This window comes from Mycobacterium sp. 20KCMC460 (assembly GCF_022179425.1).
GTDB lineage: Bacteria > Actinomycetota > Actinomycetes > Mycobacteriales > Mycobacteriaceae > Mycobacterium > Mycobacterium kiyosense.
Map to the genome: position 1 here is coordinate 6,046,431 of NZ_AP025524.1, position 23,336 is coordinate 6,069,766.

At 66.0% G+C, this 23,336-nt stretch carries 24 protein-coding genes; 9 read left to right on the forward strand and 15 right to left on the reverse strand.

Annotated elements, in window-relative coordinates:
• Nucleotides 1-15: 15 nt before the first annotated feature.
• From MKCMC460_RS27870 to MKCMC460_RS27895, 6 genes are read right to left on the reverse strand one after another with little or no spacing between them, the layout of a single operon-like run.
• Nucleotides 16-1,197: a lipid-transfer protein gene (locus tag MKCMC460_RS27870; RefSeq protein WP_236978412.1), complete on the reverse strand. Its 1,182-nt coding sequence runs from the start codon at nucleotides 1,195-1,197 to the stop codon at nucleotides 16-18.
• Nucleotides 1,198-1,599, reverse strand: coding sequence for a MaoC family dehydratase (locus MKCMC460_RS27875; protein ID WP_236978414.1), 402 nt, complete (start codon nucleotides 1,597-1,599; stop codon nucleotides 1,198-1,200). It lies immediately after the preceding gene.
• Nucleotides 1,596-2,552 (reverse strand): bifunctional MaoC family dehydratase N-terminal/OB-fold nucleic acid binding domain-containing protein, encoded by a 957-nt coding sequence (locus tag MKCMC460_RS27880; protein WP_236978417.1) that lies wholly within the window; start codon nucleotides 2,550-2,552, stop codon nucleotides 1,596-1,598. The genes MKCMC460_RS27875 and MKCMC460_RS27880 overlap by 4 nt, the downstream gene beginning before the upstream one ends.
• Nucleotides 2,549-3,712 (reverse strand): acyl-CoA dehydrogenase FadE29, encoded by a 1,164-nt coding sequence (fadE29, locus tag MKCMC460_RS27885; RefSeq protein WP_236978419.1) that lies wholly within the window; start codon nucleotides 3,710-3,712, stop codon nucleotides 2,549-2,551. Before fadE29 ends, MKCMC460_RS27880 begins: the two co-directional genes overlap by 4 nt.
• Nucleotides 3,712-4,776: an acyl-CoA dehydrogenase family protein gene (locus MKCMC460_RS27890; protein ID WP_238305109.1), complete on the reverse strand. Its 1,065-nt coding sequence runs from the start codon at nucleotides 4,774-4,776 to the stop codon at nucleotides 3,712-3,714. The genes fadE29 and MKCMC460_RS27890 overlap by 1 nt, the downstream gene beginning before the upstream one ends.
• A complete protein-coding gene (locus MKCMC460_RS27895) occupies nucleotides 4,776-6,026 on the reverse strand; it encodes a cytochrome P450 (protein WP_238305110.1) in 1,251 nt (416 codons plus the stop codon). Before MKCMC460_RS27895 ends, MKCMC460_RS27890 begins: the two co-directional genes overlap by 1 nt.
• Nucleotides 6,027-6,147: 121 nt before the next feature.
• Between MKCMC460_RS27895 and MKCMC460_RS27900 the strand changes: the two genes are divergently transcribed.
• The 3 genes from MKCMC460_RS27900 (at nucleotide 6,148) to MKCMC460_RS27910 (ending at nucleotide 9,075) form a co-directional block, all read left to right on the forward strand.
• Nucleotides 6,148-7,311 carry a steroid 3-ketoacyl-CoA thiolase gene (locus MKCMC460_RS27900; protein ID WP_236978420.1) on the forward strand — a complete coding sequence of 388 codons (1,164 nt, stop codon included), beginning with the start codon at nucleotides 6,148-6,150 and terminating at the stop codon, nucleotides 7,309-7,311.
• 73 nt (nucleotides 7,312-7,384) lie between these two features.
• On the forward strand, nucleotides 7,385-7,840 hold the full coding sequence (locus MKCMC460_RS27905) for a nitroreductase family deazaflavin-dependent oxidoreductase (RefSeq protein WP_236978422.1): 456 nt from the start codon (nucleotides 7,385-7,387) through the stop codon (nucleotides 7,838-7,840).
• 5 nt (nucleotides 7,841-7,845) lie between these two features.
• Complete coding sequence (locus MKCMC460_RS27910; RefSeq protein WP_238305111.1) at nucleotides 7,846-9,075, forward strand: bifunctional 2-polyprenyl-6-hydroxyphenol methylase/3-demethylubiquinol 3-O-methyltransferase UbiG; 1,230 nt, start codon at nucleotides 7,846-7,848, stop codon at nucleotides 9,073-9,075.
• 7 nt (nucleotides 9,076-9,082) lie between these two features.
• On the opposite strand, the gene MKCMC460_RS27915 is transcribed toward MKCMC460_RS27910, so the two are convergent.
• Together MKCMC460_RS27915 and MKCMC460_RS27920 are read right to left on the reverse strand one after the other, a co-directional pair.
• On the reverse strand, nucleotides 9,083-10,003 hold the full coding sequence (locus tag MKCMC460_RS27915) for an SDR family oxidoreductase (RefSeq protein WP_236978424.1): 921 nt from the start codon (nucleotides 10,001-10,003) through the stop codon (nucleotides 9,083-9,085).
• Between the two features lie 15 nt (nucleotides 10,004-10,018).
• The gene (locus MKCMC460_RS27920; protein ID WP_236978426.1) at nucleotides 10,019-10,816 is read right to left on the reverse strand and encodes an SDR family oxidoreductase; all 798 of its coding nucleotides are present in this window, start codon (nucleotides 10,814-10,816) and stop codon (nucleotides 10,019-10,021) included.
• 74 nt (nucleotides 10,817-10,890) lie between these two features.
• Between MKCMC460_RS27920 and echA20 the strand changes: the two genes are divergently transcribed.
• The 4 genes from echA20 to ipdC are packed head-to-tail and all read left to right on the forward strand — an operon-like array spanning nucleotide 10,891 to nucleotide 14,331.
• Complete coding sequence (gene echA20, locus MKCMC460_RS27925; protein WP_236978428.1) at nucleotides 10,891-11,646, forward strand: (7aS)-7a-methyl-1,5-dioxo-2,3,5,6,7,7a-hexahydro-1H-indene-carboxyl-CoA hydrolase; 756 nt, start codon at nucleotides 10,891-10,893, stop codon at nucleotides 11,644-11,646.
• On the forward strand, nucleotides 11,643-12,527 hold the full coding sequence (gene ipdA, locus MKCMC460_RS27930) for a cholesterol ring-cleaving hydrolase subunit IpdA (protein ID WP_236978430.1): 885 nt from the start codon (nucleotides 11,643-11,645) through the stop codon (nucleotides 12,525-12,527). Before echA20 ends, ipdA begins: the two co-directional genes overlap by 4 nt.
• Entirely contained in the window at nucleotides 12,524-13,264 is a 741-nt protein-coding gene (gene ipdB / locus MKCMC460_RS27935) for a cholesterol ring-cleaving hydrolase subunit IpdB (protein ID WP_236978432.1), read from the forward strand. Before ipdA ends, ipdB begins: the two co-directional genes overlap by 4 nt.
• Entirely contained in the window at nucleotides 13,264-14,331 is a 1,068-nt protein-coding gene (gene ipdC / locus MKCMC460_RS27940) for a (3aS,4S,5R,7aS)-5-hydroxy-7a-methyl-1-oxo-octahydro-1H-indene-4-carboxyl-CoA dehydrogenase (RefSeq protein WP_236978433.1), read from the forward strand. Before ipdB ends, ipdC begins: the two co-directional genes overlap by 1 nt.
• Here ipdC and MKCMC460_RS27945 read toward each other — a convergent pair whose 3' ends face one another.
• A complete protein-coding gene (locus tag MKCMC460_RS27945) occupies nucleotides 14,332-14,712 on the reverse strand; it encodes a VOC family protein (RefSeq protein WP_236978436.1) in 381 nt (126 codons plus the stop codon).
• Entirely contained in the window at nucleotides 14,709-15,398 is a 690-nt protein-coding gene (locus MKCMC460_RS27950) for a DUF899 family protein (protein ID WP_236978437.1), read from the reverse strand. Before MKCMC460_RS27950 ends, MKCMC460_RS27945 begins: the two co-directional genes overlap by 4 nt.
• 85 nt (nucleotides 15,399-15,483) lie before the next feature.
• On the opposite strand from MKCMC460_RS27950, the gene MKCMC460_RS27955 reads away from it, so the two are divergent.
• Complete coding sequence (locus MKCMC460_RS27955; RefSeq protein ID WP_236978438.1) at nucleotides 15,484-16,053, forward strand: TetR/AcrR family transcriptional regulator; 570 nt, start codon at nucleotides 15,484-15,486, stop codon at nucleotides 16,051-16,053.
• A 103-nt stretch (nucleotides 16,054-16,156) separates the two neighbouring features.
• On the opposite strand, the gene fadA6 is transcribed toward MKCMC460_RS27955, so the two are convergent.
• The 3 genes from fadA6 to MKCMC460_RS27970 all read right to left on the reverse strand — a co-directional run bounded on the left by fadA6 (nucleotide 16,157) and on the right by MKCMC460_RS27970 (nucleotide 19,156).
• Entirely contained in the window at nucleotides 16,157-17,317 is a 1,161-nt protein-coding gene (gene fadA6 / locus MKCMC460_RS27960; protein ID WP_236978439.1) for a steroid 3-ketoacyl-CoA thiolase FadA6, read from the reverse strand.
• A 2-nt stretch (nucleotides 17,318-17,319) separates the two neighbouring features.
• Nucleotides 17,320-17,922, reverse strand: a complete 603-nt coding sequence (gene kstR2, locus MKCMC460_RS27965) for a TetR family transcriptional regulator KstR2 (protein WP_236978442.1) — start codon at nucleotides 17,920-17,922, stop codon at nucleotides 17,320-17,322.
• A 67-nt stretch (nucleotides 17,923-17,989) separates the two neighbouring features.
• Nucleotides 17,990-19,156 carry a hypothetical protein gene (locus MKCMC460_RS27970; RefSeq protein ID WP_238305112.1) on the reverse strand — a complete coding sequence of 389 codons (1,167 nt, stop codon included), beginning with the start codon at nucleotides 19,154-19,156 and terminating at the stop codon, nucleotides 17,990-17,992.
• 489 nt (nucleotides 19,157-19,645) lie between these two features.
• Between MKCMC460_RS27970 and MKCMC460_RS27975 the strand changes: the two genes are divergently transcribed.
• On the forward strand, nucleotides 19,646-21,316 hold the full coding sequence (locus tag MKCMC460_RS27975; protein ID WP_236978446.1) for a PPE family protein: 1,671 nt from the start codon (nucleotides 19,646-19,648) through the stop codon (nucleotides 21,314-21,316).
• Nucleotides 21,317-21,393: 77 nt separating this feature from the next.
• On the opposite strand, the gene ipdF is transcribed toward MKCMC460_RS27975, so the two are convergent.
• Both ipdF and ipdE1 read right to left on the reverse strand, forming a co-directional pair.
• On the reverse strand, nucleotides 21,394-22,182 hold the full coding sequence (gene ipdF, locus MKCMC460_RS27980) for a (5R,7aS)-5-hydroxy-7a-methyl-1-oxo-2,3,5,6,7,7a-hexahydro-1H-indene-carboxyl-CoA reductase (protein ID WP_236978449.1): 789 nt from the start codon (nucleotides 22,180-22,182) through the stop codon (nucleotides 21,394-21,396).
• Nucleotides 22,179-23,327 (reverse strand): acyl-CoA dehydrogenase IpdE1, encoded by a 1,149-nt coding sequence (gene ipdE1, locus MKCMC460_RS27985; protein ID WP_236978451.1) that lies wholly within the window; start codon nucleotides 23,325-23,327, stop codon nucleotides 22,179-22,181. The genes ipdF and ipdE1 overlap by 4 nt, the downstream gene beginning before the upstream one ends.
• Between the last annotated feature and the right edge of the window lie 9 nt (nucleotides 23,328-23,336).

Sequence of the window (23,336 nt, forward strand, 5' to 3'; positions counted from 1 at the left end):
GCCCAAAGCCGGGGATCAGCCCAGTATCAATCCCGATGTCGGCACGCCGGTGCCGGCGGTGACCAGCACGTGCTCCACGTCGGGTACCTGGTTGACCGAGGTGCCGCGCAATTGCCTTACCCCCTCGGCGATTCCGTTCATGCCGTGGATGTAGGCCTCGCCGAGTTGCCCACCATGGGTGTTGATGGGCAGTCGCCCGCCGATCTCGATCGCGCCCTCGGCGATGTAGTCCTTGGCTTCGCCGCGGCCGCAGAATCCCAACTCCTCCAACTGAATCAGGGTGAACGGCGTGAAGTGGTCGTAGAGCACCGCGGTCTGGATGTCGGTGGGCTTGCACCCCGACTGCGCCCACAGCTGCCGGCCCACCACGCCCATCTCGGGCAGCCCGAGTTCGGGCCGGTAGTAGCTGACCATGGTGTACTGGTCCGGGCTGGAACCCTGCGCCGCCGCCTCAATGACGGCTGGGCGGTGTTTGAGGTCACGCGCCCGCTCCGCCGAGGTCACCACGATCGCCACCGCGCCGTCGGTCTCCTGGCAGCAGTCCAGCAACCGCAACGGCTCGGCGATCCACCGCGAATTCTGGTGGTCCTCAATGGTTATCGGCTTCTGGTAGAAGTACGCCTTCGGGTTTTTGGCGGCGTGCCTGCGGTCGGCCACCGAGATGGCGCCGAAGTCCCGGCTGGTCGCTCCGGACATGTGCATGTAGCGCCGCGCAATCATGGCCACCTGGGCGGCCGGCGTGGACAACCCGTGCGGGTAGGAGAAGGAGTTGTCTGCGGTGGTCGAATCCGCTTGGTCCCCGCCGCTTCCCACCAACCTGGTCTGCACCTGCCCGAACCGCATCCCGGAGCGCTCGTTGAATGCCCGGTAGGCCACCACACAGTCGGCGACCCCGGTGGCGACCGCGATTGCGGCCTGCTGCACGGTCGCGCACGCCGCGCCGCCGCCGTAGTGGATCCTGGAGAAGAACTTCAGATCCCCGATACCGGCCGCGCGTGCCACCGCGACCTCGGTGTTGGTGTCCATCGTGAACGTGGTCAAGCCGTCCACGTCGGACGGCGACAGGCCCGCGTCGTCGAGCGCGTCCAACACGGCCTCGGCGGCCAGCCTCAACTCGGAGCGGCCGGAGTCCTTGGAGAAGTCGGTGGCCCCGATCCCGACAATGGCGGCTCGACCACTGAGTAATCCGGTCGACATCTACACGTCCCCCATCGTCAGCGTCACCGTGGCAATGACATGGTGGCCAAGACTGTTGGCGCCCAACACTTTCACGGTGATCAGGCCGTCCTCGACGGCGGTCACCTCACCGGTGAACGTCACCGTGTCGTAGGCGTACCAGGGCACGCCTAGTCGCAGCCCTATCGACTTGATCCGCGCCGACGGTCCGGCCCAGTCGGTGATGAAACGCTGCACCAGCCCGGTGTCGGTGAGGATGTTGACGAAGATGTCCTTGGAGCCTTTGGCCTGCGCCTTGTCCCGGTCGTGGTGCACATCCTGAAAGTCCCTGGTGGCCAGGGCTGTCGAGATGATGAACGTCGGGTCGCCGTACAGCTTGAGTTCCGGCAGCACGGTGCCGACCTCGACGGTGGGGGCGCTCATGCGTCCGGCTCCCAGGCGTAGAGGGTCCATTCGGGGCCGCTGTCCCCGGCGGGGAAGTCGATGTATGTGGCCCGCACCGGGGTGCCGATCTGCACCGCCGCCGGGTCGATACCGCGCAACTCGCCGAGCATCCGCACCCCTTCCTCCAGTTCCACCAACGCGATCACGAAAGGCAGTGTGCGGCCTGGGACTTTCGGTGCGTGATGCACCACGAAGCTGAACACGGTGCCGCGTCCGCTGGACACCACGTAGTCGATCGGGGCGGCGGGGTCCTGCCACAGCGCCGGCACCGGTGGGTGCTGCAGCGTGCCGTCCGCCAGCTTCTGGATCCGTAACTCGTGCGCCTTGACGCCGTCCCAGAAGAACGCGGTGTCCCGCGACGACGACGGCCGCATCATCGCATCGGCATCCAGATCGTCGGGCACCGAGCCGCCCGAAGCCGAATCACTCTCGGCCGGGCGGAATTTGAGGATGCGCCACTCCATCTCGGCGACGTCCTCGTCTCCCACCCGCCACACGATGTGCTGGTTGATGAAGAAGCCTTCACCGAGCGCGGTCCGCTTGGGGCCCACCACGTCGCGCATCTCGGAGTGGATGGTGACCTGCTCGCCGGGTCGCAGATAGCGGTGGTAGGTCTGTTCGCAGTTGGTCGCCACCACACCGATGTAGCCGTTGTTGTCGAACAGCTCCATCATCGGGCCCATCGGGTCGTCGGTGGGACGCTGCCCGCCGAGGCCGAACATGGTCCACACCTGGATCATCGCCGGTGGAGCGACCAACCCCGGGTGCCCAACCGCGCGCGCGGCGTCCTCGTCGATGTAGATCGGGTTGCGGTCGCCGAGGGCTTCCACCCAGTTGTTGATCATCGGCTGGTTCACCGGGTCGCGACCGGTGCGCGGCTTGGGGCCGCCGGCCGCGACGATTTCCGCGACGGCTGCGTGAATGTCGGTCATCGAGGAACCCTCGGCACCTTCAATCCGGACGCGGCGATCATCTCCCGCATGACCTCGTTGACACCGCCGCCGAAGGTGATCACCAGGTTTCGCTTGGTCTGGGCATCCAGCCATTGCAGCAACTCGGCGGTCTGCGGTTCGGCCGGGTTGCCGTACTTGCCGACGATCTCCTCGGCGAGCCGCCCGATGTACTGAATCTTCTCGGTGCCGAAGACTTTCGTCGATGCGGCGTCGGCCACGTTGATGTCCTCGCCGGCGGCGGCCACCTGCCAGTTCAGCAGTTCGTTGATCCGCCACAGCGAATAGATCTCGCCCAGTGCACGTTTGACGTCGTGGTGGTCGATCGGGGTGACGCCGTTGCCGCCCGGCTGGGACGCCCAGTCGCGCACGCGGTCGTAGATGCCGGCGGTGCGGCCCGCCGGCCCCAACATCACCCGTTCGTTGTTGAGCTGCGTGGTGATCAGCCGCCAGCCGCCGTTCTCCTCGCCGACCAGCATGTCGGCCGGCACCCGTACGTCGTTGTAGTAGGTGGCGTTGGTGTGGTGGGCGCCGTCGGACAGGATGATCGGCGTCCAGGAATAGCCGGGGTCCTTGGTGTCGACGATCAGTATCGAAATACCTTTGTGTTTAACGGCTTCCGGGTCGGTTCGGCAGGCCAGCCAGATGTAGTCGGCGTCGTGGGCGCCGGTGGTGAAGATCTTCTGGCCGTTGACGATGTATTCGTCGCCCTGACGCACCGCGGTGGTGCGCAACGCCGCCAGGTCGGTGCCGGCATCCGGTTCGGTGTAGCCGATCGCGAAGTGCACCTCGCCCGCCAGAATGGCCGGCAGGAACTTCTTCTTCTGCAGTTCGCTGCCGAATTGCTGCAGGGTCGGGCCGACGGTCTGCAGCGTGACGGCGGGCAGCGGCACGTCGGCGCGGTGCGCCTCGTTGACGAAGATGGACTGCTCAATGGGGCCAAAACCCAAGCCGCCGAACTCTTTCGGCCAGCCCACGCCAAGTTTGCCGTCTTTGCCCATCCTGCGGATCACCGCCCGGTAGGCCTCATTGTGCCGGTCGGACTCCATCGCTTTCGCCTCATCGGACGAAATCAGGTTCGAGAAGTATTCGCGAAGCTCCGCCTGCAGCTGCCGCTGCTCGGGAGTCAAGTCGATGTACATTACGGAGCTCCCACCAGATTGTCTGGGCGGCGACCCGCAGCGCCCGGCTCCGCCGCGCTCGCGATCCCCACCAAATCAAGACGATGCGAGGGCCCGCCCAGCAACCGGGTCAGGTCCTTGATCGTGGAGTAATACCGGTGCATCGGATAGGTGACGTCCATACCCATGCCGCCGTGCAGGTGATGGCAGATCTGCATCACCGGCGGCGCCTGCGACGCCAGCCAGTAACCGAGCACGTCCAAATCGGTTGCGGCGTCCCGATCTTCGGACAGCTGCCAGATCACCGCCTTGGCCGCCAAATCGATGGTGCGCGAGGCGATGTACACCTCGGCCAGCTGCGCGGCCACCGTCTGGAAAGTCGAGAGCGGTTTGCCGAACTGTTTGCGGCCTGCGACGTAATCGGCCGTCAGCCGCAACGCGCCGGCCACCAGTCCGTCGGCGTAGCCGCCGATCGCGGCCAACGCCAACTGGTTCACCCGAGCCGCTGTCGCGCCCGCCAGCACATCGGAGTCCGGCACGGCCACATCGGCGAACGTCACGGTGTATTCGTCGGAACCGTTGGAGGTGGGCGTGCGTACCACCGCCACGCCGTCGGCCTTCGGTGAGACCACCACCACCGCGCTGTCGGCGGTGACCACCATCCAGTCGGCCGAATCGGCATATCCGACACCGACTTTCACACCCGACAGTCGACCGCCACGGAACGCGGTCGACGGCCGGTCGGGCAGCGCCGCCCCGGGCTCGTTGAGCGCGGCGGTCAGCACCGAGCCCTTGGGCACCCCGGCCAGGAACCGGTCCTGCTGCTCCTCGGACGCCAGGTCCAGCAGCGGCAACATCCCGAAACCCAGCGTCGCCAGGGCGGGGGTGATCGCGCCATGCCGGCCTACCTCGGTCAACACGGTGCCCACCTCGGGCAGGCCCACCCCGTCGCCGCCGAGGCGCTCAGGTACCGGCAGTGCCGTCACTCCCCCGTCGACCAACGCCGTCCAGGTCAGCTCGCGCTCCAGCACGGACGTGACGACGTCGGCGACGGCTTGCTGCGTCGCGGTGAGTTCGAAGTCCATCAGGACGTCACCGACGCGTTGCCCGCGTAGTCGACCTGCCAGTGCTTGATGCCGTTGAGCCACCCCGACCGCAACCGCTCCGGCTCCGAGAGCGGCGTCAGATCCGGCATGTGGTCGGCAACGGCGTTGAAGATCAGGTTGATCGTCATCCGGGCCAGGTTGGCGCCGATGCAGTAGTGCGCGCCGGTGCCACCGAAACCGACGTGCGGGTTGGGGTCGCGCAGGATGTTGAACGAGTACGGGTCGACGAAGACGTCCTCGTCGAAATTGGCTGAGCGGTAAGACATCACCACCCGCTGGCCCTTTTTGATCAGCACGCCGCCCAGCTCGATGTCCTTGTTGGCGGTGCGCTGGAAGGCGCTGACCGGCGTCGCCCAGCGGACGATCTCGTCGGCCGTGGTGGACGGGCGTTCCTTCTTGTACAGCTCCCACTGGTCCGGGTTGTTCGCGAAGGCGATCATGCCGTGGGTGATCGAGTTGCGGGTGGTCTCGTTGCCCGCGACGGCGAGCATGATGACGAAGAAGCCGAATTCGTCGTCGGAGAGCTTCTCCCCGTCGATGTCGGCCTGGATCAAGGCGGTGACGATGTCCTCGGTCGGGTTTTTCGTCCGCTCCTCGGCCATCGCCATGGCGTAGGTGATCAGTTCCAGCGAGGACTGCGCGGGATCGATGTCGGCGTATTCGGGGTCCTCGCCGCCGGTCATCTCGTTGGACCAGCGGAACAGCTTGTCGCGGTCGTCCTGCGGCACGCCCAGCAGGCCGGCGATCGCCTGCAGCGGCAGCTCGCAAGAAACCTGCTCGACGAAGTCGCCGGCACCCGCGGCGGCGGCGGTCTTGGCGATGTTCTGGGCGCGCTGGTTGAGTTCGTCCTCCAGCCGGCCGATCGCGCGCGGGGTGAAGCCGCGGGAGATGATCTTGCGCAGCCGGGTGTGGTGCGGGGCATCCATGTTGAGCATCACGTTGCGCTGCAACTCGACGTTCTCGCGGGTCATCTCTTTGGGCCAGGTCGGTATCGCGCCGTTCTCCCAGCTGGAGAAGTCGTCGCTGCGGCGCGACACTTCCTTGACGTCGGCGTGCTTGGTGAGCAGCCAGTAGCCGTGGTCCCCGAAACCTCCGCAGCCGTCGGGCACGTCGACCCAGTGGATCGGCTCGGATTTGCGGAGCTGCGCGAGCTCCTCGACGGGGAGACCGGCCAGGTTGATGTCGGGGTCGAGAAAGTCGTAGTCGGCCGGAATATTCGGGGGTGCCATTAGGGTGATCTCCTAAATTGCGACGTGGTCTAGTGTCAGTAAAACATGCCTCTACCGCAGACAAAAGGCGCTAAGGCATCCTCGCTTGTCATAGTAATGAAACGTGTTCTAGCCTGACCTCATGGGTAACCCGGTAATCGTCGAAGCCACCCGTAGCCCGATCGGCAAGCGCATGGGATGGCTGTCAGGGCTGCACGCCACCGAACTGCTCGGGGCTGTCCAGAAGGCGGTTGTGGAGAGGGCCGGCATCGACGCGGGCGACGTCGAACAACTCATCGGCGGCTGCGTGACGCAGTTCGGCGAGCAGTCCAACAACATCACCCGGGTGTCCTGGTTGGTGGCCGGGCTGCCCGACCATGTCGGCGCCACCACGGTGGACTGCCAGTGCGGCAGCGCCCAGCAGGCCAACCACCTGGTGGCCGGGCTGATCGCCGCGGGTGCCATCGACATCGGCATCGCGTGCGGCATAGAGGCGATGAGCCGGGTGGGCCTGGGCGCCAACGCCGGGCCGGACCGCGGGATTCTGCGGCCCGCGTCCTGGGACATCGACCTGCCGGATCAGTTCACCGCTGCCGAGCGGATCGCCAAGCGGCGCGGCATCACCCGCGAGGACATCGACCAGTTCGGTTTCGATTCGCAGCGCAAGGCCAAGCAAGCCTGGGCGGAGGGCCGGTTCGACCGGGAGATCTCGCCGATCGAGGCCCCGGTGCTCGACGAGAACAAGCAGCCGACCGCCGAACGCGCCCCGGTCACCCGTGACCAGGGCTTGCGCGACACCACCCTCGAAGGCCTCAGCCAGCTCAAGCCGGTGCTGGAGGGCGGCATCCACACCGCGGGCACGTCCTCACAGATCTCCGACGGCGCGGCTGCGGTGCTGTGGATGGACGAGGACAAGGCCAAGGCTTTGGGTCTGCGGCCGCGGGCCCGGATCGTCGCCCAGGCCAATGTCGGCGCCGAGCCCTACTACCACCTCGACGGCCCCGTGCAGTCGACGGCCAGGGTGCTGGAAAAGGCCGGGATGAAGATGGGCGACATCGACATCGTCGAGATCAACGAGGCGTTCGCGTCGGTGGTGCTGTCCTGGGCGCGGGTGCACGAGCCCGACATGGACCGGGTGAACGTCAACGGCGGCGCGATCGCGCTGGGACACCCGGTGGGCAGCACCGGCAGTCGGCTGATCACCACCGCCCTGCACGAGCTGGAGCGCACCGACCAAAGCACCGCGCTGATCACCATGTGCGCCGGCGGCGCGCTGTCGACCGGGACCATCATCGAACGTCTCTGATCCGCGGATCCAGCTGCCGCGAGCGGGCCGGGCCGGGCGCCTGACCCAGGATTCCGACGACAAAGGAGTGGTGATGCCGAAATCCCGTCCGCGGTTTCTGAATTCGCCGTTCACCGACCACTTCATGAAGTGGATGGCGCGGGCGAACACCTGGATGTACCGCCGCAACGGCGGGGAGGGCATGGGCAGCACGTTCCAGAAGAGCCCGGTGGCGCTGCTGACCACCACCGGCCGCAAGACCGGTGAGCCCCGGGTCAGCCCGCTGCTCTTTCTGCGCGACGGCGACCGGGTGATCCTGGTGGCCTCGCGCGGCGGCTCCGACAAGAACCCGATGTGGTATCTCAACCTGAAGGCCAACCCCGCGGTCAAGGTGCAGATCAAGCAGGAAGTGCTGGATCTGACCGCACGCGACGCCACCGACGCCGAGCGCGACCGGTACTGGCCACAGCTGGTGCAGATGTACCCGGCGTTCGAGGACTACCAGTCCTGGACCGATCGCAAGATTCCGATCGTCATCTGCGACCCTTAGCAGCTATGACCGATCGGCTGAACGACGTCGTCTCCAACCAGTACGAAAAGTGGACCTACCCCGAACCGATCCAGGACATCGGCGAATGGCTGGTCGACGGCTGGCAATGGTTCGACCCCAGCCACGCCTACCTGCAGTTCTGGCCCGACCGCGAGTACAAACCCGACCTGGACATCCTGATCGCGGGTTGCGGTAGCAATCAGGCGGCGATCATCGCCTACAACAACCGCGCCGCCCGGGTGGTGGCGATCGACGTCAGCCAGCGGTCGCTGGATCACGAGCAATACCTCAAGGACCGGCACGGGCTGTCGAACCTGGAACTGCATCGGCTCCCCATCGAAGAGGTGTCGACGCTGGGCCTGGATTTCGACCTGATCATGTCCACCGGCGTGCTGCATCATCTGGCCGATCCCCCGCTGGGCATGAAGGCTCTGGCTGATTGCCTGCGGCCTGGTGGCGCCGTCGGCCTGATGCTCTATGCGCGGTACGGCCGCATCGGTGTCGAACTGATGCAGTCGGTCTTTCGCGACCTGGGGTTGCGGCAGGACGAGGACGGCATCCGGGTGGTGAACGAGACCATCTCCATGCTCGACCCCAACCACCCGTTCCTGGTCTACCGGGACGCCGCGCCCGACCTGTATTACGATGCGGGACTTGTCGATACGTGCCTGCACGGCCGCGACCGCAGCTTCACCACCGAGGACTGCATCGACCTGCTCGGCTCGGCCGGGCTGGTGTTCCAGCGCTGGTTTCACAACGCGCCGTACTACCCGCACGACATCAACAGCCTGTCGTCGCCGGCGACCGAGTTCTACGAGATCATGAGCGCGTTGCCGGAGCGGAAGATGTGGTCGCTGCTGGAGAAGATGCGTACCTCCAACTCGTGTCACTTTTTCGTTGCCGCCCATCCCGACCGTCCGAAAAGCAGTTACCTCATTGACTTTTCGTCGCCGGAGGCGCTGGACTACGTGCCGCGGATGCGGCTGAGCTGCGGGCTGTCCGGCGCGGAGCTCCATCGCCCGCATTGGGACATGACGCTCAACGCCGCCGAACTGCCCTACGTCCAGCACATCAACGGGCAGCGCACCATTCGCGAGATCGCGGCCGCCGTCGGACGTAACGAGACCGACAGCTTCAAGCTGGGCCTGTACGAGAACTTCGGCCGCGGGCTGTTCCAGTCGCTGTGGCGACTGGACTTCATCGAGATGAGCCTGGAAGCGGTGCGCCGATCCTGAGCGGGCGCTAGGAACCCGCGCCGTAGACCGGCACCGGTGGGCGCGACTTTGCCAGCAGGTCGCTGACGACGGGCCCCAACTCAGCGGGCTCCCACCGTGCACCCTTGTCGATCTGCGGGCCATGGGCCCAGCCCTCGGCGACCCGGATCAGGCCCGCCTCCACCTCGAACACCTTGCCGGTGACGTCGCGCGACTCGACGCTGCCTAGCCAAACCACCAGTGGGGAAACGTTTTCCGGTGCCATCGCATCGAACCCGCCGTCCTCGGGTGCGGCCATCGTCTCGGCGAACACCGCCTCGGTCATCCGGGTTCGGGCGGCCGGCGCGATGGCGTTCACGGTGATGCCGTAGCGCCCGAGTTCGGCCGCGCCGACCAGGGTCAGCGCGGCGATCCCGGCCTTGGCCGCCGAGTAGTTACCCTGCCCGACGCTGCCCTGCAGTCCGGCCGCCGAACTGGTGTTGATGATGCGGGCATTGAGATCGTCGGGCCCGACGGTGCCGCCCTTGATCTGCCGGCGCCAGTAACCTGCCGCGTGCCGCAACGTCGCGAAATGTCCCTTGAGGTGGACGCGGATCACGGCATCCCACTCACTTTCGCTGGTGTTGGCCAACATTCGGTCGCGAATGAAGCCGGCGTTGTTCACCAGGACGTCCAGGCCGCCGAAGGTGTCCACCGCGGTGTCGATCAGATTCTGCGCGCCCGTCCAGTCGGCGACGTCGTCGCCGTTGGCGACGGCCTCGCCGCCGGCCGCTTTGATCTCGTCGACGACCTGCTGGGCCGGGCTTTCGCCGGCGGACCCGTCCAGGCCGACACCGATGTCGTTGACCACCACCCGGGCCCCCTCGGCCGCGAAGGCCAAGGCGTGCGCGCGGCCGATGCCGCGGCCGGCTCCGGTGACAATGACCACTCGGCCGTCAACCACACCCATATTTCCTCGTCTCCTCTACTTGATCGCGCTCGCGTTCGTGGTGGCCAGATAGTGCGGCGGCTCGCCCCCGCCGTGTACCTCCAACGCGGCCCCGCTGATGTAGGCCGCCGCGTCGGAAGCCAGAAATGCTGCAGCCCAACCGACATCCTCCGGTTTGGCCAATCGGCCCAGGGGCACGTTCTTGGAGATCGCGGCGATCGAGTCGGCGTCGCCGTAGAACAGGTCGGCCTGCTCGGTCTCGACCATGCCGACCACGCAGGCGTTCACTCGGACCTTCGGTCCCCATTCGACAGCCAGCGTCTCGGTGAGGCTTTCCAGGCCGGCTTTGGCCGCCCCGTACGCCGCGGTGCCCGGGCTGGGCCGTCGGCCACTGAGACTGCAGATGTTCACGATCGACCCGCCACTGGGTTGGGTTTGCATCTTTTCGTTGGCGAATTGCGAAACCAGCAGGCCGCCAATCAGATTGAGTTCGATGATCTTGCGGTTGAACTTGGGGCTGGAGTCGGCGGTCAGCACGTAGGGCGAACCGCCGGCGTTGTTGACCACGACGTCGAGCCGGCCGTGCCGTTCGACGATCGAGTCGATCAGCGACTGGACGGCGTGTTCGTCACGGACGTCGCAGCTGTGGAACTCGTGCGGGAAATCTTCGACGGACCGTCGCGCACAGGCGATCACCGTCGCGCCCTGCGCGGCGAAAACCGCGCTGATACCGGCGCCGACACCGCGGACGCCGCCGGTCACCAGCACCACGCGGCCGGCCAGACCGAAGTTGAGGCCGTCGGTGCTCGGGGGGGCTGAGTCCGATCGGGTCACTGTGCTAGCGTACCAAGCAAGTGCTTGCTTAGGTAATTGCCCCCCAGTTCCGAAGGCCCCGACCAGGAAGTGCCATGACCATCACCTCCAAAACACTCGAGCCCGGCATCGTGGCGGTCACGGTCGACTACCCACCGGTCAACGCCATCCCGTCCAAGGGCTGGTTCGAACTCGCCGACGCCATCACCGCGGCCGGCGCCGACCTGAGCACCCACGCGGTGATCCTGCGGGCCGAGGGCCGCGGCTTCAACGCCGGCGTGGACATCAAGGAGATGCAGCGCACCGAAGGATTCACCGCGCTGATCGACGCCAACCGCGGCTGCTTCGCCGCGTTCCGCGCGGTGTACGAGTGCGCGGTGCCGGTGATCGCCGCGGTCAACGGGTTCTGCGTGGGTGGCGGCATCGGTCTGGTCGGCAACGCCGACGTGATCGTCGCCTCCGACGACGCCACGTTCGGGTTGCCGGAGGTGGAACGCGGGGCGCTCGGTGCGGCGACCCACCTGTCCCGGCTGGTGCCGCAGCACATGATGCGGAGGTTGTTCTTCACCGCGGCCACCGTGGACGCAGCCACCTTGCACCACTTCGGCTCGGTACACGAGGTGGTTCCGCGCGAGCAGCTCGACGAGGCCGCACTACGCGTAGCCCGCGACATCGCCGCCAAGGACACCCGGGTCATCCGGGCCGCCAAAGAGGCGCTGAACCTCATCGACGTGCAGCGGGTCAACTCGAGTTACCGCATGGAGCAAGGGTTTACCTTCGAGCTGAACCTGGCCGGAGTGGCCGATGAGCACCGCGACGCGTTCGCCGGCACCGAGAAGGGCAAGAAGTGAGCAACAAGCTGACCTCTCTCGACGACGCCGTCGCCTGCGTCGAAAGCGGCATGACCATCGGCATCGCGGGTTGGGGTTCGCGCCGCAAGCCGATGGCGTTCGTGCGCGCCCTGCTGCGCACCGATGCCACCGACCTGACCGTCGTCACCTACGGCGGTCCCGACCTGGGCCTGTTGTGCTCGGCCGGCAAGGTCAAGCGGGTCTACTACGGGTTCGTGTCCCTGGACTCGCCGCCGTTCTACGACCCATGGTTCGCCAAGGCCCGCACCAGTGGCGCCATCGAGGCCCGCGAGATGGACGAGGGCATGCTGCGCTGCGGGCTGCAGGCGGCAGCACAACGGTTGCCGTTCTTGCCGATTCGTGCCGGGCTGGGCAGCTCGGTGCTCGACTTCTGGGAAGGTGAACTGAAAACCGTCACTTCGCCCTACCAGGCGCCCGGTGGCGGACACGAGACATTGATCGCGATGCCGGCGCTGAAGCTCGATGTCGCCTTCGCGCACCTGAATATCGGTGATGCCCGTGGTAATGCCGCCTACACCGGCATCGACCCCTATTTCGACGACCTGTACCTGATGGCCGCCGAAAAGCGATTCCTGTCGGTGGAGCGGGTAGTGCCCACCGAGGAACTCGTCAAGTCCGTGCCCCCGCAGGCACTGCTGATCAACCGGATGATGGTCGACGGCGTCGTCGAGGCTCCGGGTGGAGCGCACTTCACCACGGCCGCACCGGATTACGGCCGCGACGAGAAGTTCCAGCGACACTACGCCGAGGCCGCGTCGACCGAGGACGGCTGGGCGCAGTTCGTGGCTACCTACCTGTCCGGCAGTGAGGACGACTACCAGGCCGCGGTACGCAAGTTCGGCGAGGAGGCAGCCAAGTGAGCACCCGGGCAGAGGTCTGCGCGGTCGCCTGCGCTGAATTGTTTCGCGACGCAGGCGAAATCATGGTGAGCCCGATGACCAACATGGCTGCGGTCGGTGCCCGGTTGGCTCGGCTATCGTTCTCCCCCGACATCCTGCTGACCGACGGTGAAGCCCAGTTGCTGGCCGACACACCCGCGTTGGGCAAGACGGGAGCCATCGAAGGCTGGATGCCGTTCGGCCGCGTTTTCGAGACCCTGGCCTGGGGACGGCGGCACGTCGTGATGGGCGCCAATCAGGTTGACCGGTATGGCAATCAGAACATCTCGGCGTTCGGTCCGCTGCAGAAGCCGACCCGGCAGATGTTCGGCCTGCGCGGCTCGCCGGGCAACACCATCAACCACGCGACCAGCTACTGGGTGGGCAACCACTCCAAGCGGGTGTTCACCGAATCCGTCGACATCGTCTGCGGCATCGGCTACGACAAGGTCGACCACGACAATCCGGCGTTCCGGTTCGTCAACGTCTACCGCGTCATCTCGAATCTGGGCGTGTTCGATTTCGGCGGCCCGGGCCGAACCATGCGGGCGCTGTCCCTGCACCCCGGGGTTACGGCCGACGAGGTCCGCGAGGCCACGTCGTTCGAGATACACGGACTCGACGAAGCCGGCGAGACCCGGCAGCCGACCGACGAGGAGCTGCGGCTCATCCGCGAGGTAATCGACCCGAAAGCACTGCGCGACAGAGAGATTCGCTAGTGAGGATCAAGACGCCGCTGACCGAGTTGGTCGGTATCGAGCATCCGGTGGTGCAGACCGGGATGGGCTGGGTGGCCGGTGCGCGGCTGGTGTCGGCCACGGCCAACGCCGGCGGCCTGGGCATCCTGGCCTCGGCCACCATGACGCTGGACGAACTGGCTACGGCCATCGGCAAGGTCAAGTCCGCCACCGACAAGCCGTTCGGCGTGAACATCCGCGCGGACGCCGCCGACGCCGGCGACCGCGTCGAACTGATGATCCGCGAGGGCGTCAAGGTGGCGTCGTTCGCCCTGGCTCCCAAGAAGGAGCTGATCGACCGGCTCAAAGAGGCTGGCGCGGTTGTGGTTCCGTCGATCGGCGCGGCCAAACACGCCCGCAAGGTCGCTGCCTGGGGTGCCGACGCGATGATCGTGCAGGGCGGCGAGGGCGGCGGGCACACCGGCCCGGTCGCGACCACGCTGTTGCTGCCGTCCGTACTGGATGCCGTTCAAGGGACCGGAATCCCGGTGATCGCCGCGGGCGGCTTCTTCGACGGCCGCGGCCTGGCCGCCGCTTTGTCCTATGGCGCGGCCGGGGTGGCGATGGGGACCCGCTTCCTGCTCACTTCGGACTCCACCGTGCCCGACGCCGTCAAGCGCCGTTATTTGGATTCCGCGCTGGACGGCACGGTGGTGACCACCCGGGTGGACGGCATGCCGCACCGCGTGTTGCGTACCGGCTTGGTGGAGAAGCTGGAAAGTGGCTCGCCGATCAGGGGTTTGACCGCCGCAGTGCGCAACGCCGGCAAGTTCAAGCACATGTCGGGGATGACGTGGCGATCGATGATCCAGGACGGCCTGGCCATGCGGCACGGTAAAGAACTGACCTGGTCGCAGGTGGTGATGGCGGCCAACACCCCGATGCTGCTCAAAGCCGGCCTGGTCGAGGGCAATACCGAGGCCGGGGTGCTGGCGTCGGGCCAGGTGGCCGGCATCCTCGACGACCTGCCGTCGTGCGCCGAGTTGATCGAGTCCATCGTCGCCGACGCCGTCAAGCACCTGCAGGCCGCGTCGGCTTACATCGAGTAGTCAAGCCTCGACGACCATCAGGGTGTGCCCGGTCGGGTCGCGGAACCAGAACAGCGGCGGAACCGGCTCGCCCATTCGCGAGACCTGGGGGTCGATATCGACACCGAGCTCTTTCATCGCCGCGTGGGTGGCGTCGATGTCGTTGGTGTTCAAGGTGATTCCGGTGACCGTCGGCTGCACCGGCCCGCTGTCCGGCGGCGGCGGCGCGAGCGCGATGCCAGTCGTTCCACCCGGCAGGTACACCTCGATCCACCGCTGGCCACCGTGAAACGGCGTGTCGGTGCGCTTCTCGAACCCGAGCGACTCGTAGAACGCGACCGCCTTGTCCTGTTCGATTGTCGGCACACAGACCAGGTTGATTCCCTGCAGACCAGTCGTCATCGGGCATCCTTTCCGTAAGCACGTGCGATGTCCTGCGAGCTCCCCCAGCGACTGAAGGTCGGTGACTGCGGCCAGCCGTCCGGCGAGTCCTGCCACTCCTCCTGACGGCCATAGGGGAGGAGGTCGAGCAGGCCGAAGACGTGTTGCATCAGCTCGGTGCCGCGGCCGTTGGTGTGCCAGGTCCGGTAGACGTTATCCCCTGCGCGCAGAAAGACATTCACGCCGAATCCGCCGCCCGCCGGGGCATCGACGTCGGCGCCGAACGGGCTGTTGGCGGTGGAGTACCAGGTCATCTGGTTACCCACCCGCGCCTTGTAGGCCAGCGCTTCGTCGATCGGCCCCTGGGTGACGACGACGAAACGGGCGTCCCAGTTGTCCAGGAACTCCAGCCGGGTGTATTGCGACGTGAGGCCGGTGCATCCGGGGCACTGCCACTCCTGGCCGGCAAACCACATGTGGTGGTAGACGATCAGCTGCGACTTACCGTCGAAGATGTCGACCAGCCGCACCGGTCCGTCCTCGCCTTCCAGGGTGTATTCGGGCATTGCGACCATCGGCAGCCGGCGCCGCTGCGCGGCGATCGCGTCGAGTTCACGAGTGGCGGCCTTCTCCCGGACTCGCAGCGCCTGCAGTTCCCGTTCCCAGGTCCGCTGGTCCACAACGGGCGGCAAAGCTGCTGTGCGCAACACAATCCCCCTCCAATTCAAATGTTCACGGCGTACACATGGTAATGTTCACACCGTACACTTCTACGTCGGGAAGGGTCAAGAGTTGGCCACCGCGAAGACCGGCTACCACCACGGCGATCTGCGGACGGCGTTGATCGACGCCGGCTTGGCGCTGACTCGGACCGGCGGACCGGAGGCGTTGACGATCCGGGAAGCGACTCGGCGAGTGGGCGTTTCACCCAACGCCGCCTACCGCCACTTCGCCGACCGGGAAGCTCTGCTGAGTGCGGTTGCGTCGGCGATCCAGCATCAGATGGCGGCGCGGATGGCGCGCAGACACGGTTCGGAGCTTCAACTGAGCGCCGTCGGGTTGGGCTACATCAAATTCGCGCTTGACGAACCGGGATGGTTCGCGGTGGCATTCTTCGGCGCCGGTGCCGGCGAGACGGCTGGCGCACCGCCGTATCTGGCATTGGTCGAGGCGCTGGACGCAATGGTGGAGTCCGGTCAGCTCTCGGCGAAACGCCGTGCGGGCGCGGAGTGGCCGTGCTGGTCGGCAGTGCACGGGTTCGCCGAACTGGCGCTGCGCGGACCGCTCAAGAACGCGGGCCGCCGCGACGTCGAGGCGCTGGCGCGGCGGACCGTCGACGACATCATCGCCGGAATACGGTAAACCGGCGCGCGGTACCGGTCGATGTCCCGTTTACGCTGCTGCGGATCGTCCAACGGTGCGAACGACAGGGCATCGTCGGATGCACGCCCGGCGGGAAAGCGAACTAGAGTCGCTCGATGATGGTGACGTTGGCGGTGCCGCCGCCCTCACACATCGTCTGCAGACCGTAGCGGCCGCCGGTGCGCTCCAACGTGTTGAGCATCGTAGTGAAAAGCTTTGCGCCAGTGGCACCCAACGGGTGGCCCAGTGCGATTGCGCCGCCGCTGGGGTTGACCTTCTCCGGGTCGGCCTTGATCTCCTTGAGCCAGGCCATCACCACCGGCGCGAACGCCTCGTTGATCTCCACGGTGTCGATGTCGTCGATGGAGAGCCCGGTCTTCTCCAGCGCGTAGCGGGTGGCCGGAATGGGACCGGTGAGCATGAACACCGGGTCGGCGCCCCGGGTGCTGATGTGGTGGATGCGAGCGCGCGGAGTCAGCCCGTGATCCTTGACGGCCTGCTCGGAAGCCAGCAGCACCGCCGAGGCGCCGTCGGAGATCTGGCTGGCCATCGCCGCCGTCAACCGACCGCCTTCGACCAGGGTCTTGAGCCCGGCCATCTTCTCCAGCGACGACTCGCGGGGTCCTTCGTCGATCCGGAACGGACCGGTTTCCGTTTCTACCGTGAGGATTTCGTTGTCGAAGTTGCCGCCGCGGATTGCGGCGAAGGCACGCTCATGACTGGTCAGCGCGTACTGTTCCATCTCTTCGCGGGACAGGTTCCACTTCTCGGCGATCAGCTCCGAGCCGCGAAACTGAGAGATCTCCTGATCGCCGTAGCGGTGCAGCCACTGCTTGGATTCGTTTGTGGGCGAAGTGAATCCGAATTGTTCGCCGACGATCATCGCCGACGAGATCGGGATCTGGCTCATGTTCTGCATGCCGCCAGCCACGATCAGGTCGGCGGTCCCGGACATGATCGCTTGTGCGCCAAAGGAAATCGCCTGTTGACTGGAGCCGCATTGGCGGTCCACGGTGACGCCGGGCACCTCTTCGGGATAGCCCGCGGCCAGCCAGGACAGCCGGGCGATGTTGCCGGCCTGACCGCCGATGGCGTCGACGCAGCCGGCGATCACGTCGTCGACCGCGCCCGGGTCGACGTCGTTGCGGTCGAACAGTCCACGCCATCCCAGCGCGCCCAGGTCCACGGGGTGGACTCCGGCCAGCGCGCCACCGCGCTTGCCAACCGCGGTACGCACAGCGTCGATGACGTACGCTTCCGGCATTTTCAGACTCCTTCTTTCTGGATTCCGCCCAGGACTATGGCGAGGTATTTCTGGCCCACCTGTTGGGCGGTGAGCGGTCCGCCGGGTTGATACCAGCGCACCGACACCCAGGTGGTGTCACGGATGAAGCGGTAGACCAGATCGACATCGAGGTCGGTGCGAAAATAACCGCCCTCGATGCCCTGGTGCAGCACGTCCAACCACATCTGGCGCTGCTGTTTGTTGCGTTCCTCGAGGTAGGAGAACCGCGGTTGCGAGGACAGTCGCTGGGCTTCGTCCTGGTAGATGACGACTTGTGCATGCCGATGCTCGATAGCCTCGAACGACGCCATGAACAGGCCCTTGAGCCGTTCCAGCGGGTTGGGTTCGCTGTCGACGATCTCGCGGTACCTGGTGAATAGCCAGTCCAGGAAGCCGCGCAGCAGTTCGTCGACCATCTCCTCCTTGGAGGCGAAATGGTGGTAGAGGCTGCCGGACAGGATGCCGGCGCCGTCGGCAATGTCGCGCACGGTGGTGGCGCGCAGGCCACGCTCGGCGAACATCACCGCGGCGAGCTCCAACAACTCGTCGCGGCGGCTGTTCGCCTGACCGGCCACCCGTTCCACCGAATCAGCGTATCAACCAAGCGCTTGCTCGGCCAGCGGGTGCGGCACCCGCTCCGCAGAGCGGGCGTCAGGTCAACGTCACCACTGGCGGGGTCTGGGAGACGTCGGCCTTAGCACCCACGAAGGCGCGGACCTGACCCGTCTTGGTTCCGCCGGATTTCGTCTGGGCGCTGAGCGGGAACACCACTTCGCCCATCACCCGGACCTCCAGCTGGTACGGGTCGAAGAAGGAGACCTTCAACCCACTCAAATCCGGTTGACCCCAGGCCACAGTGCCGTCGACGATCTCCGGGTCGCGGGCCCGTTGCGGGCAGTTGGGCGGCGCCAACTGGTTGGACCTGGTGCAGGCGGCCAGGCTCGCCGAGATTCCCGACATGATCGCCGACTGTCCGTTGTCGCTCAGCGAGTAGTCCATGTCGTTGAAATAGCCACCGCCGGAGAGGCTGTCGAGCAGGAATGGCTTTTTCAGCTTGACCGCCACGTTCGCGTTGTCGCTACCCACTTCGACGTAGCCGGGGAACACATACGTCGGCGACCTGCCGACCGAACTTCCGAAGAACGTCAAGGTATCCCGGGCCTTGTTTTCGGACACGGTCGACGGGTCCACCTTGATCGCACTGTGTTCCAGCTTCCAATCCTTGCCGGACTTCTTCACCGACAGCGTGACGTCGGAGACGTTGTCACCGAATTTGGCCGAGACGTGCACCTGTCCGTAGGAGAACGCCCCGCTGTCGCTGAGGATCCTGATGTCGCTAATCGGCCACCGAGCGATCTGCTTCTTGAGGATGTCGTCGGTGAGCAAATCCCTCGACCCGGGCTGGTCGTCGCTGTAACTCAACGCCGCGGCCGCATCACCCTTGGCGAGCGCTTCGAGGTAACCCCGGACGGCGTCGCCCGCGCTGCCCGATTTGCTGCTGCCGGTGAGCGCGATCACCGCCACGACGACGACGATCACGATGACGACGACGGCCGCGACGCTCAGGCCGATGATCAGGGGCTTGCGGCTGCGTTGCCCCGGCGGGCCCGGCGGGGGCCCGAATTGGCCGCCCATCGGAGGGCCCGACGGCCACGCCTGGTAACCGGGCGCCGAATTTCCCTGCGCAGGCCAGCCCGACGGTGGCGCCGGTGGCCCCGGTGGCGCCGGTGGCCCCGGTGGCAACCAAGCGGCTTGGGTGGCGTCGTCAGCCGGATTGGGAGGTTGGCCCCACGGATGCGGACCCGGCCCATAGTTCACGGACAACCCCTCCTACCGAAGCTTTAACTGACCATCGAATTCCCCCGTTGGACGGCTACCGATGGGCACGCCACATCGTGAGCTCGCAGGTAATCGTAAGTCACCTGCACGGAGCAATTGCTCACCGGAATTCACGGACGGTCTGCAGCCTCGTTCGCCGGCCTCAGTTCAGTCCCACGAGGTTCCACGGGTCGGGTTGATGTTGATCACCGCAGACCTGCCGAGCGCGCGACGAGGTATTCCAACTGGGGCTTGTCCTGACGAATGTCGCCGACGTCAGCAGGATCCGCGGCTTCGGCATCGGAAACTCGAGCGACATCGGATTCCGGAATTCCGACCGGGCGAACTTCGGTCTCGGGATTGAGCTACGCATTTTGCTCACTTCGGCCGCTGGCAGAGCAAATTCCGCGAAACCGCATACCAACTCCGCCCCAGCGCCGTATGTTCTCTGCGTCGGGTCTCGGTTGGCGGGTAATGGAGGTCAGCGCAATGAGCTTTTTCGGATTCCCACCGGAAGTCAATTCGTGGCGAATGTTCAACGGCGCGGGACCAGCCCCCATGTTGGCCGCCGCCGCATCCTGGACCGGGCTCGGTGAAGAACTCGAGACCGCCGCGCAGTCCTTCGCCTCGGTAACGGCCAACCTGGCCGGCCAAGCCTGGCAAGGCCCCGCCTCGCTGGCCATGACGCGGGCGGCCGCACCCTATTCGGCGTTCCTGCAAGCCGCAGCCCAGCAGGCGCACAACGCATCCCGGGGCGCCAACGCCGTGGTCGCGGCCTTCGAACAAGCCCAGGCCGCCACCATCCACCCGCTGGAAGTCCTGGCCAACCGCAACGCATTCGTGCTGGCCGCCCGCACCAACCTCTTCGGCCTCAACAGCCACCTCATCGCGTCGCTGGAAGGCCTCTACAACGACTTCTGGGCCGCCGACGTGACCGCGCTGGCCAACTACCATGCGGGCGCCTCCGCGGCAGCCGCACAACTCTCCTCCTGGCAAACCACCCTGCAGAACCTGCCCGGCATCGGCCAAATCCTCAGCGGTGCAGCAGCATCCACCAGCCCCAACATCGGTGTAGGCAATAAGGGTGGCGGCAACTTCGGTGGTGGCAACACCGGTGACAGCAACATCGGTAATGGAAACACCGGCAACTCCAACTTCGGCGGTGGCAACCACGGCAGCAACAATGTCGGCAGCGGAAATATCGGCAACGGGAATTACGGCCTGGGCAACCTCGGCGACAAGAACATCGGCCTGGGCAACGTCGGTAGCGTCGGGGGCAACGTCGGCCTGGCCAACGCCGGAAACAACAACATGGGACTGGCCAACTCCGGCACCGGAAACCAGGGTGCTGGAAATACCGGCAACAACAACGTGGGCTTCGGACTCACCGGCAACAACCTGACCGGCATCGGCAACGCCTATTACGACCGGACGAACGGCACCTTCCACTTCACCGGCCTGAACTCCGGCACCGGCAACATCGGCTTCGGCAATTCCGGCACCAACAACATCGGGTTCTTCAACTCCGGCGACGGCAACGTCGGCCTCTTCAGCTCGGGTGCCCACGTCGCCAACCCCGCCGACATCGGCAAGATCCAGAGCTTCGGCATCGGCAACACGGGCCTCGGCAATATCGGTCTGGGAAATTCAGGCCAGGGAAACTTCGGGTTCGGCAACGCCGGTCAACTGAATACCGGCATCGGGAACGGGGGCAGCTTCAACACCGGCATCGGAAACGCCGGAGGGTTGAACACCGGCATGGACAACTCCGGGACCGCAAACACGTTCGGGGGGAACTCGGGCAGCATCAACACCGGCTACTGGAATTCCGGCAACTTCAACACGGGCCTCGGCTCCGCCACCAACGTCAGCGGCACCACCACCTCAGGCTTCTTCAACAGCGGTTCCTACGTCTCGGGCATCAACACCCACCTCAGTGGCAACGGGAACGCCTATGCTTCGGGCTTCTTCAACAGCGCCAGCGGCGGTTCATCGCAGAACGGCTACGTGACGGGCTTCTTCAACACCGGCATCACCGGCCCAATCCAGACTGCCCCGAGCGGTGTGATCAGCGGCTACAACACCGGTGTGTTGAACTTCGGCACCGGCCTGTCAGGGTTGTTCAGCATCACCCAGTTACTCAAACTCGTGACCGGCTGATCGGCCCACCGAGTGTGAAATCGACGACGCGACACGCCGATTAACCGTCGCTAGATTGCGCCGCCAACCACAAAAGCTCAGGGGTGCTGGCTGGAAACCGAGATCACCTCTCCGGTCAGGTAACTCGAGTAGTCACTGGCCAGAAAAGCTATGGTGGCCGCCACCTCCCACGGCTCGGCGGCACGGCCGAACGCCTCACCGGCCGAGAGCCGGTCCAGCAGTTCAGACGACGACGTCTTGTCCAGGAATTTGTGCCGCGCAATGCTGGGTGACACCGCGTTGATGCGCACCCCATATTCCGCGGCTTCGATTGCGCTGCAACGGGTTAACGCCATGACGCCGGCCTTGGCCGCGGCGTAGTGCGATTGCGAGTGCTGCGCCCGCCAGCCCAGCACGCTGGCGTTGTTGACGATCACCCCGCCGTGATCGGCGTCCCGGAAGTATCGCAACGCCGCCCGGGTGGCACGGAACACCGACGTCAGCGAGACGTCCAGCACCCGGTCCCACTCCTCGTCGGTCATGTCTGCCACTGGCGTCTGCCCACCCAACCCGGCGTTGTTGACCAACACGTCCAGGCGCCCGAAACGCGCTGTCGCCGTGGAGATCAACGCGTCGACCTGGGCGGTGGATGCCACGTCGCACACCACGTGCTCCACCCGGCCCAGTCCCAGCGAAGCCAATTCCGCGGCGGTCTCACCCAACCGTCGTTCGTGGTGATCGGAGACCAGCACGTCGGCCCCTTCCACCAGGGCACGGCGGGCAGTCGACGAACCGATACCGGTTCCCGCGGCCGCGGTCACCACCACCACCTTGCCGTCCAACAGGCCGTGTCCGGCAATCTCTTTCGGCGCCTCGGACAAGCTCACCCTTTTACCTCCCTGGGCAGGCCGAGCACCCGCTCGGCGATGATGTTGCGCTGAATTTCGTTGGAGCCGCCGTAGATGGTGTCGGCACGGGTGAACAGGTACAGGCGTTGCCATTCGTCGAACTCGCCGTCGGTCAGCGTCAGCCCCGGCTTGCCGATGACGTCCATGGCCAGCTCGCCCAGGCTGCGATGCCAGTTGGCCCACAACAACTTCGACACGTTGTCCTGGCCCGGTTGCTCGACATCCATGGTGGCCAGCGCGTACGAGCGCATCGCCTGAAGACCGGTCCACGCCCGGGTCAACCGCTCCCGGATGAACGGGTCGTCGATCGCGCCGGTGCGCCGCGCGAGGTCGATGAGGTTGGAAAGCTCACGGGCATACACGATCTGCTGGCCCAGCGTGGAGACCCCACGTTCGAACGTCAACGTCCCCATCGCCACCCGCCACCCGTCGCCGGGCTGGCCGACCACCAGCGAGGCGTCGGTGCGCGCGTCGTCGAAGAACACCTCGTTGAATTCCGCGGTCCCGGTGATCTGGATGATCGGGCGCACCTGCACGCCCGGCTGGTCAAGTGGCACAAGCAGATACGACAACCCGGCGTGCCGCTTGGAACCTTTCTCGGTGCGCGCCACCACGAAACACCACTGCGACAGATGTGCCAGCGACGTCCACACCTTCTGGCCGTTGATCACCCACTGGTCGCCGTCGAGTTCGGCGGTGGTGGCGACGTTGGCCAGGTCGCTGCCCGCGCCGGGCTCGGAATAGCCCTGACACCACAATTCGGTGACGTCGAGAATCCGCGGCAGGAACCGCTGCTGTTGCTCCGGGGTGCCGAACGCGATCAGGGTGGGCCCCAGCAGCTCCTCACCGAAGTGGTTGACCTTGTCCGGGGCGTCGGCCTTGGCGTACTCCTCGTAGAACGCCACCCGGTGCGCGGTGGACAGCCCGCGACCGCCGTGCTCGACCGGCCAACCCAGGCACGTCAGCCCCGCAGCGGCCAGATGTTGATTCCAGGCCCGGCGTTCCTCGAACGCCTCGTGCTCGCGCCCCGGGCCACCGAGACCCTTGAGTGCTGCGAATTCGCCGACCAGATTGTCCGCGAGCCAATCGCGGACCTCCGACCGGAACTCTTCGACGTCCTGCATAACCTGTAG